The following is a 16695-nucleotide window of genomic DNA, read 5'->3' on the forward strand; positions in this document are numbered from 1 at the left end:
TCCGAATGGTTCGGTGTCGGTGGCCGCCGAACGGCGTCGAGCCCCCGGACCACTGTCCGGGGGCTTGGCACCGGCCACCGCCGGGGTGTCTCCCGTGTGTGCCGCTCAGCTCAGGTGGTGGACCTCCTGCAGGCCGTACACGGGGGTCGGAATCTTCTCGTAGCGGGCCTTGAGTTGCAGCGCCAGATACAGGGAGTAGTGGCGCGACTGGTGCAGGTTGCCGCCGTGGAACCACAGGTGTGGTTGCTGGGTGGGTTTCCACATGTTGCGCTGCTCGCCCTCCCACGGGCCCGGATCCTTGGTGGTGTCCGATCCCAGACCCCATACCTTGCCGACCCGGTCGGCCACCTCCTGGCCCATCAGGTCCGCGGCCCAGCCGTTCATCGAGCCGTAGCCGGTGGCGTAGACGACGACGTCGGCCGGCAATTCGGTGCCGTCGGCGAGCACGACCGCGGTCTCGGTCAGGTGATCGACGTTGCCGTGCGCGAGTTTGATGCTGCCGTCGGCGATCAGCTCGGCCGCACCGACGTCGATGTAGTAGCCGGACCCGCGGCGCAGATACTTCATGAACAGGCCCGAGTCGTCGTCACCGAAGTCCAGATCGAAACCGGCGGCCGCGAGTCCGTCGTAGAACTCCTTGTCCTGTTCGCGGATCGCGTTGTACACCGGGATCTGGAACTCGTGCATGATCCGGTACGGCAGCGAGGCGAAGGTGAAGTCGGCCTTCTTGGTGGTCATCCCGCTGTCCACCGCCCGCTGGCTGTACAGGTCACCGAGCGCGATCTCCATGAGCGAATCGGACTTGACGATGTGGGTGGAGGACCGCTGGATCATTGTCACGTCGATGCCGTTGTCGACGAGCGCCTTGGAGATATCCATCGCCGAGTTGTTGGACCCGACCACCACGACCTTCTTGCCGTGGTAGCCGTCCGGGCCGGGATGCCTGCTCGAATGATGCTGTTCACCGGCGAACACGTCCTGGCCCGGGAATGTGGGCACATTCGCCTTGCCCGACATGCCGGTCGCCAGTACCAGCTCGGTCGGGTGCAGCGTGAGCTGCTCGCCGTCGCGGTCGATTTCGACGGTCCAGGTGCCGGCCGCGTCGTCGTAGACGGCCGAGGTGCAGGTGGTCTTGGACCAGTACGGGACCTCCATGACCCGGGTGTAGAACTCGAGCCAGTCGCCGATCTTGTCCTTGGGGGCGAAGGTCGGCCAGTTCTCCGGGAACGGCAGGTAGGGGAGGTGGTCGTACCAGACCGGGTCGTGCAGGCACAGCGACTTGTACCGCTTGCGCCACTGATCTCCGGGCCGGTCGTGCCGGTCGACGACGATCGAGGGCACGCCGAGCTGGCGCAGCCGGGCGCCGAGCGCGATACCACCCTGGCCGCCGCCGATGACCAGGACGAACGGCTGCTTGGTGCGACCGAGTTCGGTGGCCTCGGCTTCCTTCTTCTCGGCCCAGGAACGGGGGTCGGGGTCGCTGCCGTGGACGGCGCCGCGCGGGCGGTTGTGACCGGCGGACTCCTCGTGGCCCTTGAGTTCCTGCAGAGTGGTCAGCAGCGTCCAGCCCTTGTCCACGCCGTCGTCGTCGGGCCGGATGCGCAGGTGGCCCTCGCCGCGGCCGACGGCGGTCTGGAAGGTGATGAACGCCGAGACGATGCCGTCGCCGTCGTCGGATGCCGGGTCGGTGGTGGCGAAGCCCGTCGGGTCGACGTCGTCGAGGCGTGCGCCGAGCATACCGGCGATCTCGTCGTGGCCCTCGACGGTCTTGATGTTCCAGGTGAAGGCCACGAGGTCGCGCCAGAAGCTGTCGGTCCCGAACAGTGCGGTGACCCGTGCGACGTCTCGGGATGCCAGTGCGTCGTTGAATGCGGCGAGCCACGCGTCGATCCGCTGCTGGGCCGTGGCCCCGCTGTCCGCCGTGCTGTCGCTGGTCGTATCGGCCGTCGTGCTCGGGGCGGACGGTTCGAGAGTCTGAGTCATGGAGTGCACCTCCTGGTGAGTTCGCGTGCCGGTCGCACGATGTGTGATGTACAGCACACATCGGATCGGTGTGTCGGGACAAGGGTTGCAACGGGTTGCGGTGTTCTCCGGCACCGTTCCGGCTTCGGGTCGGGTGCTTGGCGGGAGTGGCTGATTGGCGGCAGGTTGCCGGACACGGCGGCGGCCGGCCCGGCCGTGGGAGGCGCGGGTTTTGCGGAGCATTGTGATGTGGAGCACAATCGGTGGTGATGAAGCGCACCGGAACTCTCGAACCTGCCGTCAACGTGGGCGACGACCCGCGACAGTACGCGCAGGTCCTGACCGCGGTGTACGACGCCGCGATGTCGGGAGGGCGGCTGCCGGCCAGGCCCCGGACGGTGATCAGCGACTCGTGGCACCGCGTGCAAGGCGCCGGCGTCGACCCCGATGTCGGTGGCCGTGACCCGGCACTCGACGTCGACGCGCTGGTGGCCCGCCGTCAGTCGTCGGGTCTGTCGGCGATCCTGCCCGACCTCACCCGGGGTCTGGACGCGGTGATCGACGGCGGCGACAACATCCTGGTGGTGGCCGACGCGCACGGACGGGTGCTGTGGCGCAACGGGTCGTCGCGGGTGCTGATGCGGGCCGACCGGCTGGGTTTTGTGGAGGGCGCCGACTGGGCCGAGAACAATGCCGGAACCAACGCCATCGGCACCGCCCTCGCCTCGGGCCGGCCGGTGCAGGTGTTCTCCGCCGAGCATTTCGTGCGCAGCCACCACACCTGGACGTGCACGGGGTCGCCGATCCGGGACCCGCGTACCGGCGAGACTCTCGGGGTGGTCGACGTCAGTGGTCCGGCCGCCACCATCCACCCGACCACGCTCGCACTCGTCGACGCGGTGGCCCGGCTCGCCGAATCGCAGCTGCGCGAACAGCATCATCGCTCGTTGGACACGCTGCGCGCGGTGGCCGCGCCCATCCTGGCCCGCTCGCCGGGGCCGGCGCTGGCCGTCGACCCGCACGGCTGGGTGGCCGCCCTCGACACGGTGTCGCCGCGGGCACAGCTGGTGCTGCCCCAGGTCGACACCCCCGGCCGGTACTGGGTCAACACGCTCGGTGAATGCGACATCGAGGCTCTGCCCGGCGGCTGGCTGGTCCGGGTGACCGAATCGGCCGACGTCACGAGAACGACCGTCGCCATGACATCGTTGCCCAATGGGGCGTCGACGGTCACCGTCGACGGCGGCACCGGTACGTGGACGCATCGGCCGTCGCCGCGCCACGCACAGATCCTCGGCTATCTGGCCGCACATCCCGAGGGTGCCAGCGCCGCGCAACTGTCGACGCACCTGTTCGGGGTGCCCGACCGCACCGTCACGGTCCGTGCCGAGATGTCACGGCTGCGCAAGCACCTCGGCGGACTGATCGTCGCCGGCCCCTACCGCTTCGCCGATACGGTCGACGTGCGCCGGCGGTGAGCCGATTCGCTAGTGGTCATCTCCGTTAGTTCGTCGGGGGTCACGCCGCTTGGCGGAGGGTGCCGTCGTTGTTGAGTCGGTTGAGGTGGCGGTTGAGGTGGTCGCGGGTGTATTTCCAGCCGAAGGGTTCAGCGTTCTGGTTGTAGCGGTCCTCGAAGGCGAGGATTCGTTGCGCGAGGTCATCGAGGTCGGTGAAGTCGCCGGTGGTGATGGCTTTGCGTTGCAGGATCGAGAAGTAGATCTCGACTTGGTTGAGCCACGAAGCGTGTACGGGCAGGTGCACCAGGACCGCGCTGGGGAACGCCTCACGCATCCGGTCGATCGATGCCTGCCCGGCGTGGGAGGAACCGTTGTCGACGATCCAGAACACCCGCTTCGCTGAGGCATACGGTTCCTGGGTCATCACTTGTTTCACGAGGTGGGTGAACGGCACGATCCCGGTCTTCGGTGCTGTCATTCCATGCACCTGGGCGTGGTGGACGTCGTAGGCAGCGAAGTAGGCCAGCGTGCCACCGCGGCGGTACTCGAACTCGACTCTGCGTGGTTGCCCTGGTGCCGCGGGTGTTTCGGGGTGACGCCGCCTGAGGGCTTGCAGCTGGGACTTCTCATCGGCGCTGATCACGTATTCATCAGCGCCGAGCTCGACACCGTTGTACTGCCGTTGGTACAGGTCCAGCACCGGACTTGCTTTGACCGCGAAGTCGGGGTCGCGGGGAAAGATCCAGGACCGATGCTGCCACGGCTTGATCGCATCGGCGGCCAACCACCGGCCGATCGTGGACGGCGAGACTGGCCGCACCAGCCCGGCCGCAACCGCGTGTGTGCTGAGTTCGGCGGTCGACCACCTCGTTAACGGCAGATCGTGGTCGGCCGGTCGCGTGCACGCGAGTGCTTTGACCTCGGCAACCTCGACCGGGGTGAACACCGGTGGCCGCCCTGATCGGGGCCGGTCCTTAAGCCCGTCAAGACGCTGCACGCAGAAGCGATGTCGCCAGCGGCGGGCGGTGTCCTCGCAGACCCCCACGTCGCGGGCAATCTGGGCGTTCGCGACACCGTCAGCAGCAGCGAGCACGATCCGGGCACGCAGCAGATCGCGATGGGGGCATTTCGCGGCGTTCGCGCGGCGTGTCAGGACATGTCGTTCTTCATCGGTGAGGACCACGACGTCAGCACTGGTGAGAGTCACATCCATTTCTGACGCTCCGAGCCGCCGGAGGCCAAGACGCCACGCCGACACCGAACAGATCAAGGCAGCACATGACGATGCCACGATGATGAGAATCATGGCGAAGATCCCCGACTCGACCCAGACCTCGCTACGGCAAAAGCTCCTGGCCCGCGCCGCCGAACGCTGGCCCCAGATCCAGACCCTGCACACCCGCTACCGTGCGGGGTTCGCCTACATCGACGCCACCCTCACCGACGGCGAGGAGGTGAAGCTATGCCGGCTGCGCTACGCCGGATCGGCCAACCAATGGGGCTTCGCGATCTACCGCGCCAGCCACAACGACTACGAACAAGCCGTCCTCCCCACCGGCTGGCCCTCAGGCACCCCCGAGCAAGCCCTCGACACCGCCTGCGGCCTCTACCTCAACGACCCCACCACCTGGCTCCCAGACCCCCGACGAACTAACGGCGATACCCACTAGCGTTGGCTCAGTGTCAGGGTTAAGGCAGCCGCCATCGGTGGCTGGTTGGATCCTGAGCATTCGGTGCCTGGCTCATAGCGTTGGTGTCGCCTTCGGGCTGACGAGCATGCGTTTTGCCGGCATCGGGTGTGAAGGACCGGCCGGCGTGACTTGATAGGAGCGTGGCGTCGCCCCGACTGAGATGTGTCCGCCGACCGGCCCAATCGTCCTCGCATCTGAGTGAAGGAGGCAACCACCATGGTTGTTGTTGGAGCCGACGTACACAAGCGGACGCACACGTTTGTCGCTGTCGATGAGGCTGGCCGCGAGCTCGGCCACAAGACGTTCGACGCGGACTCCGCTGGCCATCGCAAGGCCGTCGCGTGGGCGCGTGAACGGTTCGGGACCGAGCTGCTGTGGGCGATCGAAGACTGCCGCCACCTCTCAGCACGACTTGAGCGTGATCTGTTGACCGTGGGCCAGCAGGTGGTGCGGGTGCCGCCGAAGATGATGGCCGAGCAGCGACGTACCGCCCGCACGCGGGGCAAGTCGGACCCGATCGACGCGCTCGCGGTCGCCCGGGCCGCGTTACGCGAGCCGGACCTTCCGATCGCCTCCCATGATGAGCAGTCGCGGGAGCTGAAGCTGCTGGTCGACAGGCGTGATGACCTGGTCAAACACCGCACGGCGACGATCAACCGACTACTGTGGCGCGTCCACGAACTCGACCCTGCATGGGCGCCGAAGGCGACGTCTCTAGACCTGGCCAAGCACCAGCAGATCCTTGCTGACCGGCTCGCTGGCGCGCCCGGGATCGTGGCCGAACTGGCCCGTGACGAGCTCGCTGACATCGTCGATCTGACGGTGCGGATCAACCAGCTCCAGCGGCGGATCGCGGGGCTGGTCGAGCAGGCCGCGCCGACGCTGCTGGCCATGCCCGGTGTTGGCGCCCTGACCGCGGCCAAGCTAGTCGGTGAAGCCGCCGGCATCAGCCGGTTCAAATCCGAGGCAGCGTTCGCCCGGCATGCCGGGATCGCGCCGATCCCGGTCTGGTCGGGCAACACCAAGGGCCGGGTCCGGCTCACCAGGTCAGGCAACAGACAACTGAACGCAGCCATCCACCGCATAGCCGTCACCCAGATCCGACTCGATGGCCTCGGCCGGGCCTACTACGAGAAGAAGAAGGCCGAAGGCATGTCCACACCCGAGGCCCTGCGATGCCTCAAACGGCGCCTCGCGCGCGTCGTATTCAACCGCATGACCGCCGATCACGCCGCCGCGACGACCGCCCTCGCCCAAGCGGCTTGACATAGGAGAAACGCATGACCACTTCGACCGAGGACCACACATCGTTGGTATCCGGTTACCTGCAGCACATCGCCGACCAGTGCGCGGCCGACGACTCGGGGAGGGTGGCCGACTACATCCCCGAACTCGCCGCCGTCGATCCCGGACGCTACGGGCTGTCCCTGTGTGCGCACGACGGATACATCTACTCGGTCGGCGACACCGCGACGGAGTTCACCATCCAATCGATCTCCAAACCGCTGACCTACGCGATGGCGTTGGGCGGGCACGGCGCCGACGCGGTCGACGCGAAGATCGGGGTGGAACCGTCGGGGGAGGCGTTCAACGAGATCAGTGTGGATGCCCGCCGCAGGCCGCGTAACCCGATGATCAACGCGGGCGCGATCACCGCCGCATCCATGCTGCTCCCATCCGAACGTCAGGTCGCTCCCGAGACGGTCGAGGCCGCATTCGCCGGGCTGGTCGACTTCTACTCCGCCTGCGCGGGCCGGCGCCTGGTCGTCGACGAGCAGGTATACCGGTCCGAACGTGCCACCGGATCGCGCAATCGTGCGATCGCGTACATGCTCGACAGTTTCGGGGCACTCACCACCGACCCCGACGCCGCGCTCGATCTGTACTTCCGGCAGTGTTCGCTGCGGGTCACCACCGAGGACCTCGCCGTCATCGGCGTGACGATCGCCTGCGGCGGCACCAATCCGCGCACCGGCCGCCGGGTGTTCAGCCGGAGTACCGCACAGCGACTGCTGAGCGTGATGACCACCTGCGGCATGTACGACGGCGCGGGGGACTGGGTCACCTCGGTCGGGATACCGGCCAAGAGCGGTGTCGGCGGCGGGATCCTGGGCTCGTTGCCGGGGCAGCTGGGAATCGGGGTCTTCTCGCCGCGCCTGGACGCCCACGGCAACAGCGTGCGCGGGGTGGACACCTGCCGGCACCTGTCGGCGGATCTGGGGCTGCACATGTTCAACATCACCCGCGAGAGCCGGGTGACGATCCGCTCGGTGTACGACATCGGCGAGTTCGGGGTCGGAGCCGAATGGTCCGACGGCCAGCGGGCGTATCTGCGCGGCTGCCGCGACCGGGTGCGGGTGTACGAGCTACAGGGCGACCTCACCTTCAGCGGGGCGGAAAGTGTGCTGCGGCGTATCGGCCACGACATCGACATCGACGCCTGCGACATCGTGATCGTGGAGATCTCCCGCATCGACGTCGTCGATCCGGTCGCCCGTCGCATGGTGCTCGGCAGCGGACTGGGCCTGTCGGCGCGGGGCAAGCAGGTGCTGCTCGTCGACCCGGACGGGCTGGTCCGCGAGGGGGTTCGGCGGGCCGGAAAGCGGGGAGAGACGCTGATCTCGGTCGGTAGTGAACTGCCGCAGGTGCATTCGACGATGGAATCGGCTGTCAGCCACGCCGAGTCGATGCAGCTGGAGGGTGCCCACTAGACTCTGCGGGATGCGTGTGGTGATTGCGGAATGCCAGGTCGACTACGTCGGTCGGCTCACAGCCCACCTGCCGATGGCCAAGCGGCTGCTGCTGATCAAGTCCGACGGATCGGTGAGCGTGCACGCGGACGATCGTGCGTACAAGCCGCTCAACTGGATGAGCCCGCCGTGCCGGCTGGCCGAGGTGCAGGTGCCCGACGGCACCGACGCCCAGGCGTACTGGGTGGTCACCAACAAGGGCGGTGAAGAACTGCGGATCACCATCGCCGCCATCGAACACGACTCCCAGCACGAACTGGGCATCGACCCGGGGCTGGTCAAGGACGGGGTCGAGGCGCACCTGCAGGAGTTACTCGCCGAACACATCGAGACGCTGGGCGCCGGGCACACACTGATCCGGCGCGAGTACATGACAGCGATCGGGCCCGTCGACATCCTGTGCCGGGATGCCGACGGCCAGACCGTGGCGGTGGAGATCAAGCGGCGCGGTGAGATCGACGGGGTGGAGCAGCTCACGCGGTACCTGGAACTGCTCAACCGCGACGCCACCATCGCCCCGGTATCGGGGGTGTTCGCCGCCCAACAGATCAAACCGCAGGCCCGGACCCTCGCCGAGGATCGTGGCATTCGCTGCGTGGTTCTGGACTACGACGAACTGCGTGGCACCGAGAGCGCCGAGTTCAGGCTGTTCTGACCGGGCGCGCGAACGGCGCCCGGCCGGGCGTCAGCGGTGTGCCCTGTCTGATGTGATCTTTGCCTCACCTGACAGTGTCCGGTTGATCAGGTCCACGTCGTCGACCTCCGAGGCCAGCAGGAGCGGGTCGTCCTTGCCCTCGTGGGTGAGCTTCTCGGGCAGTTCGTTGAGCAGGCCGCGGATCTCGATGACCTGGCTGATGATGTTGCGCCGCACCGTGTCGGCGGAGCTGAGCAGTTCGCGCGAGCGGGCCAGTCGCGCCTGCGCGATCTCCCGTGAACGTTCCCTGGTGGCCAATGCGTCGGTGTCGGCCTTCTCGCGGATCTCGCGGGCACGCTCGGTGGCCTCACCGATGCGCTTGTCGCCGAGCGCCTTGGCCTCGTTGGTGGTCTTCTCGGCCAGGGTCTTGGCTGCCTTGGTGGTGGACTGCGCGAATGCCTGTGCCTCGCCGCGGGTCTTGTCGGCGAAGGTCTGCGCCTCGGTCCGCGTGCTCGTGGCGAAGGCCTGCGCCTCCTTCACGGTCTTGTCGGCCGCGGCCTGGGCGTCCTTGACCGTCTTGTCGGCCAGCGAATGGGCCTCCCGGCGGGTCTTCTCCGCGGCGGCCTCGGCATCGCGCCTGACCTTCTCCGCGTTGGTCTGCGCGTCGCGCTTGAGCTTGCCGGCGAAGGACTGTGCCTCCGAGCGGGTCTTGTCCGCCTCCTCCTTGGAGGACTTGCGCAGGTTGTCGGCCTCCTGCCGGGCGATCGAGAGGGTCTCGGCGGCCTCGGACGAGGCCTCCGCACGCATTTCGGAGGCCTCGTCCGAGGCGAGCTGCAGCATCCGGGACAAGCGTTCGCTCATGCCCTGGGCGGTGGTCGGCGGAACCGACAGCCGGTCCACCTCGCCGCGCAGTTCTGCGATCTCGTCACGGGCGCCCTGGAGGTGGGCGGCCAACTCGCGGGCATTGGCCGCCGCGGCGTCGCGGTCCGCGGCCAGCAGCCGCATCTCGGCGTCGACGCGACGCAGGTGCTCGATCACTTGTTCGCGGTCGAAACCGCGCATCACTACGGTGAATGTATCCGTCCCCGGTCCAACTGCCATGTCGCAGAGTTTAGCCGAGTCGGCGTCAGTGTCCTACGTTGTGAGCGGCCGGTTCGACAAGCTCAAGAAGAACGCCACCAGCGTCTTTGGGATGTACGAAATTGATCCGCGAATCCGCTGTGCCACGTTTGGGCGCGGGGTACAGGACACGGATTCCGGCGCCGGTGAGCCGTTCGGTGACGGCGTCGACGTCGGTGACCCGGACGGCGAGCTGCTGCAGTCCGGGGCCGCTGCGCGCGATGAACTTGGCGATCGTCGATTCCTCGTTCAGCGGGGCCAGGAGCTGGATGACGGCGGCGCCGGAGGCGTCGGCACCGGCGGGTCCGATCATCGCCTCCTCGACACCCTGTTCGGCGTTGGTCTCCTGGTGCAGCGTCACGAAGCCGAGGTGGTCCTCGTACCACTTCTTGGCGGCGTCGAGATCGGGGACGGCGATACCGACGTGGTCGACGGCGGTGACGAGATCTGCGATGAGGGCTGTGGCCGGGGTGGCAGCGGGGTCTGCCGATGGTGTGGTCATGGTCTCACGGTAGCCTTAGACGCCGAACGCCCGAACGCCCGCTCGGTCGATTGTCGTCGGTGTGGCGTGGTTCGGTCCCTGAACTACCGTGGAGGATTCCCATGTCGACGGTCATTGTCGCCGGTGCACGTACGCCTTTCGGTCGCCTGAGCGGCGGACTCAAAGATTTCAGCGGTGTCGACCTGGGCGCGGTCGCCATCAAGGGTGCGCTGGAAAAGTCGGGTGTGCCCGCCTCCGAGGTGCAGTACGTGATCATGGGGCAGGTTCTCACCGCCGGTGCCGGTCAGATGCCCGCCCGGCAGACCGCCATCAAGGCCGGAATCGGCTGGGACGTGCCCGCGCTCAGCATCAACAAGATGTGCCTGTCGGGTATCGATGCGATCGCCCTGGCCGATCAGCTCATCCGCGCCGGTGAGTTCGACGTGGTCGTGGCCGGCGGTCAGGAGTCGATGACCCGTGCGCCGTACATCCTCCCCGGCGCGCGCGGCGGCTACCGCTACGGCAACGCCGAGATCCTCGACCACACCGCCTTCGACGGTTTGCACGACGTGTTCACCGATCAGGCGATGGGCCTGCTGACCGAGCAGGGCAACGACACGGACGGGTTCACCCGGCAGCAGCAGGACGAGTTCGCCGCCCGCAGCCATCGGCTCGCCGCCACCGCGCAGAAGAACGGTGTGTTCGCCGACGAGATCGTCCCGGTGAGCATTCCCCAGCGTAAGGGCGATCCGGTCGAATTCACCGAGGACGAGGGCGTGCGCGCCGACACCTCCGCCGATTCGCTGGGCCGGTTGCGTCCGGCGTTCCGGAAGGACGGCACTCTCACCGCGGGCAACTCGTCGCAGATCTCCGACGGAGCCGCTGCTGTGGTCGTGATGAGCAAGGCCAAGGCCGAGGAACTCGGGGTCACCTGGCTGGCCGAGATCGGTGCGCACGGCGTTGTCGCCGGCCCTGACTCCAGCCTGCAGGCCCAGCCCGCGAACGCCATCGAGAAGGCTTGTGCGCGTGAGGGGATCGCGGTCGGCGACCTGGACCTGATCGAGATCAACGAGGCGTTCGCTGCCGTCGGTCTGGCCTCGGCCAAACAACTCGGCGTGGACGAGAGCATCGTCAACGTCAACGGCGGCGCCATCGCCATCGGGCACCCGATCGGCACTTCCGGTGCGCGCATCACCCTGCACCTGGCGCTGGAGTTGCAGCGTCGTGGCGGCGGGATCGGCGCTGCCGCGCTGTGCGGTGCGGGCGGTCAGGGTGATGCGCTGATCGTGCGGGTCCCGAAGGCGTGAGAGGAGATCTCTACTACACCCGGTAGTAGAGATTGGGGGCATTCGGCACAATGGGGAGCATGGTGAAAAGCATCTTCGACTTCAGCACACCCGCCAAGCGTTTCCGTTTTGTCGCAATCCTCGAGGCGATCACGTGGCTGGCCCTCATCATCGCGATGATCGTCAAGCGGGTGGCCGACAACGACGGGGCGGTGGCGGTGCCGGGCATGGTGCACGGCATCGTGTTCGTCGCCTTCGTGGTGGTCGCGATCATCACCGCGGTGGCACTGAAGTGGAGTCCCGGGGTGACCGCACTGGCGCTGGTGTCGAGCATCCCGCCGTTCGGCACGCTGGTGTTCGAGTGGTGGGCCGCACGCAAGGGGCACCTCGCCGAGCTGTCCACCGGTCCCGTCGAGGCGGCCGCGGCAGCCGCGTAGTCCGGCGGTGATGAGCGCGGCCCCGCCCGAGCTTCCGTCCACGGCGGCCCGCGCCCGGCTCTGTGTCACCGCGATCTTCGCGCTGAACGGTTTTCTCGCCGCGCTGTGGGTGGCGCACATCCCGGTGATCGGTGACCGGGCACAGGTGTCGCACGCCCAGCTCGGCGGACTGCTGCTGCTCATCGGGGCGTGCGCGTTCGTGGCGATGCAACTGTGCGGACCGGTGATCGACAGGTGGGGCTCACGCCCCACCACCGTCACCGGCGCGCTACTGCTCTGCGTCGCCGTCATCGGACCGGCGCTCGCCCGCGACCCCGAAACGCTCGCGGTGTCGCTGGCGTTGTTCGGATTTGCCAACGGCGCCCTCGACGTGTCGATGAACTCCCAGGCCGTCGCGGTCGAGCGGGCCTACCGGCGCCCCATCATGTCGGCCTTCCACGGATACTTCTCCGTCGGCAGTCTCATCGGCTCGGTCCTGGTGGCCCTCACCCTGTGGCTCGACGCGGGGGTGGTGCCCACGGTGATCGGCGGCGCCGTCTTCGGTGCGGCCGTCGTCGCGGCGGTCAGGCCGGGCCTGGTACCGCGCGGCTATGGCGATCCCCGGATCGAGATGTCCACCGCCGGCACCGTCGCCGCGGTCGGGGACCGGAGGCCACCGAGCCCGAGGTGGTGGCGGGAGGTCGACCGGCGGCAGCTGGTGGTGCTCGCGGCGGTCGCATTCGCGGTCATGCTGGCCGAAGGCACCGCCTACGACTGGAGTTCGCTGCACATCGTGGAGACCTTCGGCACCGCCGACGCCGTCGGCGCGATCGCCTTCGGGGCGTTCAGCGCCGCCATGACCGTCGCCCGTCTCGGCGTCGACCGGATCGCCGCGACGTTCGGTCCGGTGCGTCTGGTGCGCTACGGGGCGCTCATCGCGGCCGTGGGGATGCTCATCGCGGTCCTGGCTCCGTCCGCACCGCCGGCCATCGGCGGCTGGACAGTGTTCGGGATCGGTCTGGCCGGACTGATCCCGCAGATCTTCACCGCGGCCGGAAACCTCACTGTGCACGCCGGCGGCCGGGTGATCTCGGTGGTCGTCGGTTGCGGCTACCTGGGCATGCTCGCCGGCCCCGCCCTCATCGGCTTCCTCAGCGGTGCCATCGGATTGTCGGGTGCACTGGTCGTCGCGATCGTGGCGCTCGTGCTCGCCGCGTCGGCAGCCGGGGTGGTCGCTCCCGGCGCTCGCATCGCTCCCACCTCGTGACACACTGGACAGGTGACTCGACCCACTCGTCGGCAGCAGGCCGCCGCTGCCGTAGCAATGTCCGGGGCGGTGGACCTCACCGCCCTCAAGGAGCGCGCCGACGCACAGCGCGCCGCGGCCCAGAACAGCAATCGACGTGCCCCGCAGGCCGAACCCGTCGCCGGGCCCGGCGACGAGAATCCCGCCGCGCCGGTCACGGGTGGTCCGGCGGTCATCGACGTCACCGACGCCACCTTCGAGGTGGACGTGCTGGAGCGCTCCACCCGCCAACTGGTGGTCGTCGATCTGTGGGCCACCTGGTGCGGACCCTGTAAGCAGCTCTCGCCCATTCTGGAATCGCTGGCTGCGCAGGCCGGCGGGGCATGGGTGCTGGCGAAGGTCGACGTCGACGCCAACCCCGGAATCGCCCAGGCGTTCCGGGCACAGTCGATCCCGATGGTCATCGCGATCGCCCAGGGGCAGCCGGTCACCGCATTCCAGGGTGTGCAACCGGCCGGTCAGGTCTCGGCGTGGATCGACGACATCCTGGCCAAGGTCGGCCACACCTTCACCGGTGCGGCGGAGGCTCCGGCCGACGAGCCCGTCATCGACGAGCGGATGGCAGCCGCCGACCAGCTGATGAACGACGGCGATTTCGACGGCGCGCTGGCCGCGTACAAGACGATCGCCGCCGACGAGCCGGCAAACACCGAGGCCGCCTCGCTGGTGCGCAATCTGGAATTCATGTTGCGCGCGAACGCCCACGATCCGTCGATCGTCGACACCGCGGCCCCCGGTGATGTCGACGCCCAACTCGCCGCGGCGGATGTCCAGCTGGCCAACCAGCAACCCGAGGCCGCCTTCGACCGCATCATCGCGTTGGTGAAGGTGACCTCCGGTGACGATCGCACCACCGCCCGTACCCGGCTGCTGGAGCTCTTCGAACTCTTCGATCCGGCCGAGCCGTTCGTCATCGCCGCCCGGCGCAAACTCGCCAGCGCCCTGTTCTGAACCACACATGTGCTGTTGGCTCCGGAATCCGGAGCCAACAGCACATGTGGCGGATCGTCATCTGAGTCGGCGGCCGTGGCTTCTCGAAAAATAGTTGAGTTCCACACGTCGTGGAGCGTGGCCATTGCCGAGAAATGGCTGCACCTCCACTCACGCGCTCCGGATCTGCCGATGGGGGCGTTAGCGAGCATGCCTGGCGCCGACAACGTGATCATCGGACGGTGTGCGCGGGCCTCTGACGCATACAGCTCAATCTGGATGGCCACGGTGGACGAAGGAGCCAATCGAGCCGAGGCGCTCGCAGGTCTCGGTCGCTTCTCCAAGCCGGGTGCAAGTGGACGCCAAGTGGGATGGGTGAGCCTGGCGCCATGAAAACCACACTCTTGTACCGGCTGGGACTCATCAGTGCCCGGCATCCGGTCCGGGCGCTGCTCGGATGTATCGGCGCGCTCGTCGTGCTGCTGGGCCTGTCGGCGGTGTTCGGCGGCGACACTCAGGAGGACTGGGACGTCACCGGTGTGCCGTCGCAGCGCGGCGTCGAACTGCTCCGTGAGCATCAGCCCGGGGTGGGGGATGCCTTCGCCCGCGTCGTCGTGCACTCGGACGACGGTGCGCTGACCGGCGCAGAGACGGCGGAACTGCGCACCAGGCTCGAAGCGATGCCACATGTGGCGACGGTGTCGCAACCCCGGCTCAGTGATGACCGGGATACCGCGGTGATCACCGTCGGCTACGACGTTCCGGTCACCCACCAGGATCTGATGGGTAACGATGAGCCACTCGACGAGGCCGTCGCCGACGCTCGGGCGGCGGGCCTGACGGTGGAGATGAACGGCATGGTCCCCGAGACCGCGGCCGCGCCGGTGGATGGCTATGCCGAGATCATCGGCATCGTGCTGGCGCTGTTGATCATGGTGCTCGCGTTCGGTTCGGTGGTGGCCGCCGGCCTGCCGATCGTCTCCGCGATCGTCGGTCTCGTCGCCACCTCCGCCGGGGTCACGCTGTTGGCCACGGCGATGAAGGTCAGCCCGTCGGCGCCGATGGTGGCGAGCATGGTCGGGCTCGGTGTGGGCATCGACTACGCGCTGCTGGTGGTGAACCGGCATGTGGAGTACCTGCGCGACGGGCACGGCGTGGTCGAGGCGGCCGCCGGATCGGTTGCCGTCGCCGGTCGTTCGGCGGTGATCGCGGCGACGACGGTGCTGGTGTCGTTGATGGGCCTGCGGCTGGCGGGACTGCCCACCTATTCGTCGTTCGGGTTCGCCACCGCGATCGCGGTGGTCGCGATGCTGGCCGCGACCCTCGTGGTGGTGCCCGCGCTGTGCTCGCTCGCCGGTGCACGGCTGACCCCGCGCAAGGAACGCAAGGCCGAGGCGGCCCCGGTTGCCGCGACCGAGACATTCATCGGACGCTGGGCCGCGGCGGTCGGCCGTCGTCCGCTCGCCGCCGCGTTGCTCGCGGTGATCGTGATGATCACCCTCGCCGCCCCGGCCGTCGCGATGCGGACCTGGCCGTCCGATGCCAGTGCGCAGTCCGGCGAGTTGACCACCCGACGCGCCTACGATCTACTGGCCGCGGAATTCGGTCCGGGCGCCAACGCGGAGGTGCTGATCGTCGCCGAAACCTCCGGACCCGGAAAGGCCGATCCGGCGGCGATGGTGTCGGCACTCGAACGGATCTCCCACCAACCCGGAGTGGTGGCGGTCAGCCCCCTGATGCCGTCCCCGGACAAGGCGATCGGCATCGCCGCGGTGACCATCGCCTATGGTCCGTCGGCCGAACAGACCGGTGACGTGCTCGCGGCGATCCGGGACCAGCTGCCCGACGGTGCTGTGCTGACCGGTGAAACCGCGTACTACAACGACATCTCCGACATGCTCGCCGTCCGGTTGTGGCTGGTGATCGGATTCGTCGTCGCCGCCTCGTTGATCCTGCTGACGATTGTGTTCCGGTCGGTGATCATCCCGATCAAGGCCGCCGTCATGAATCTGCTGTCGGTGGCGGCCGCCTACGGCGTCATCACCGCGGTCTTCCAGTGGGGCTGGGGGTCGTCCCTGTTGGGCGTGGATCAGCCCGTCGCGGTGTCGAGTTGGGTGCCGATCCTGATCTTCGCGATCCTGTTCGGACTGTCGATGGACTACGAGGTGTTCCTCCTCTCCCGGATCCGCGAGGAATGGCTCGACACAGGTGACCCGCACGGCAGCGTGATCAGCGGATTGGCCAAGACGGGCCGGGTCATCACGGTGGCGGCTGCGGTGATGGTGGCGGTGTTCCTGAGCTTCTCCACCGAGACCGACATCATGCTGAAGATGGCGGGCCTCGGAATGGCGGTCGCGGTCTTCCTCGACGCGACCGTGATCAGGATGGTGCTGGTGCCGGCGACGATGTCGCTGTTGGGCCGCTACAACTGGTGGCTGCCGGGCTGGCTGGATCGCCTTCTCCCACGGATCGACCTCGACGTGGCCGATGACGATCGGGAGAAGTCACCGACGCCGGCTTGTCCGGTGGGCTGAGCCGACAGACTTAGAGTCCGATCGAGAACACTGCTATCTCAACGGGCTTCGAGGCTCGTCGCGTGTGCTCCTCGTACCTCGACCGGCGGAGGGCCTCAACCGGCGGGTTGGGTGCCGTGGCCGGGGGCG

At 67.9% G+C, this 16695-nt stretch carries 14 protein-coding genes; 10 read left to right on the forward strand and 4 right to left on the reverse strand.

The annotated features are described in order from the left end of the window. Nucleotides 1-105 precede the first annotated feature (105 nt). Nucleotides 106-1983: a flavin-containing monooxygenase gene (locus tag GII31_RS08140; RefSeq protein ID WP_246222168.1), complete on the reverse strand. Its 1878-nt coding sequence runs from the start codon at nt 1981-1983 to the stop codon at nt 106-108. 248 nt (nt 1984-2231) lie between these two features. Between GII31_RS08140 and GII31_RS08145 the strand changes: the two genes are divergently transcribed. Next, on the forward strand, nt 2232-3440 hold the full coding sequence (locus GII31_RS08145) for a helix-turn-helix domain-containing protein (protein WP_213248437.1): 1209 nt from the start codon (nt 2232-2234) through the stop codon (nt 3438-3440). 40 nt (nt 3441-3480) lie between these two features. Here the strand turns inward: GII31_RS08145 and GII31_RS08150 are convergent, their stop codons facing one another. Further along, nucleotides 3481-4632, reverse strand: a complete 1152-nt coding sequence (locus GII31_RS08150; protein ID WP_246221877.1) for an IS630 family transposase — start codon at nt 4630-4632, stop codon at nt 3481-3483. Nucleotides 4633-4723: 91 nt separating this feature from the next. On the opposite strand from GII31_RS08150, the gene GII31_RS08155 reads away from it, so the two are divergent. From GII31_RS08155 to nucS, 4 genes are all read left to right on the forward strand, one after another. Next, nucleotides 4724-5089, forward strand: coding sequence for a hypothetical protein (locus GII31_RS08155; RefSeq protein WP_213243997.1), 366 nt, complete (start codon nt 4724-4726; stop codon nt 5087-5089). 219 nt (nt 5090-5308) lie between these two features. Continuing rightward, nucleotides 5309-6376 (forward strand): IS110 family RNA-guided transposase, encoded by a 1068-nt coding sequence (locus tag GII31_RS08160; protein WP_246221927.1) that lies wholly within the window; start codon nt 5309-5311, stop codon nt 6374-6376. 14 nt (nt 6377-6390) lie between these two features. Next, nucleotides 6391-7821 (forward strand): glutaminase A, encoded by a 1431-nt coding sequence (glsA, locus tag GII31_RS08165; RefSeq protein ID WP_213248439.1) that lies wholly within the window; start codon nt 6391-6393, stop codon nt 7819-7821. A 10-nt stretch (nt 7822-7831) separates the two neighbouring features. After that, complete coding sequence (nucS, locus tag GII31_RS08170; RefSeq protein WP_213248441.1) at nt 7832-8515, forward strand: endonuclease NucS; 684 nt, start codon at nt 7832-7834, stop codon at nt 8513-8515. A gap of 30 nt (nt 8516-8545) precedes the next feature. Here the strand turns inward: nucS and GII31_RS08175 are convergent, their stop codons facing one another. Together GII31_RS08175 and mce are read right to left on the reverse strand one after the other, a co-directional pair. Next, nucleotides 8546-9595 carry a hypothetical protein gene (locus GII31_RS08175; RefSeq protein ID WP_246222169.1) on the reverse strand — a complete coding sequence of 350 codons (1050 nt, stop codon included), beginning with the start codon at nt 9593-9595 and terminating at the stop codon, nt 8546-8548. Nucleotides 9596-9620: 25 nt separating this feature from the next. Continuing rightward, the gene (mce, locus tag GII31_RS08180) at nt 9621-10115 is read right to left on the reverse strand and encodes a methylmalonyl-CoA epimerase (protein WP_213248443.1); all 495 of its coding nucleotides are present in this window, start codon (nt 10113-10115) and stop codon (nt 9621-9623) included. Between the two features lie 101 nt (nt 10116-10216). Between mce and GII31_RS08185 the strand changes: the two genes are divergently transcribed. The 5 genes from GII31_RS08185 (at nt 10217) to GII31_RS08205 (ending at nt 16566) form a co-directional block, all read left to right on the forward strand. Then, on the forward strand, nt 10217-11401 hold the full coding sequence (locus GII31_RS08185) for an acetyl-CoA C-acetyltransferase (RefSeq protein ID WP_213248445.1): 1185 nt from the start codon (nt 10217-10219) through the stop codon (nt 11399-11401). 50 nt (nt 11402-11451) lie between these two features. Beyond that, entirely contained in the window at nt 11452-11817 is a 366-nt protein-coding gene (locus GII31_RS08190) for a DUF3817 domain-containing protein (protein ID WP_213248447.1), read from the forward strand. 10 nt (nt 11818-11827) lie between these two features. Continuing rightward, nucleotides 11828-13063: an MFS transporter gene (locus tag GII31_RS08195; RefSeq protein WP_213248449.1), complete on the forward strand. Its 1236-nt coding sequence runs from the start codon at nt 11828-11830 to the stop codon at nt 13061-13063. 57 nt (nt 13064-13120) lie between these two features. Beyond that, nucleotides 13121-14053: a tetratricopeptide repeat protein gene (locus GII31_RS08200; protein ID WP_213250040.1), complete on the forward strand. Its 933-nt coding sequence runs from the start codon at nt 13121-13123 to the stop codon at nt 14051-14053. Nucleotides 14054-14421: 368 nt separating this feature from the next. Next, nucleotides 14422-16566: an MMPL family transporter gene (locus GII31_RS08205; RefSeq protein WP_213248451.1), complete on the forward strand. Its 2145-nt coding sequence runs from the start codon at nt 14422-14424 to the stop codon at nt 16564-16566. Nucleotides 16567-16695 lie beyond the last annotated feature (129 nt).

It is taken from the genome of Gordonia pseudamarae (assembly GCF_025273675.1).
GTDB classification, from domain to species: domain Bacteria; phylum Actinomycetota; class Actinomycetes; order Mycobacteriales; family Mycobacteriaceae; genus Gordonia; species Gordonia pseudamarae.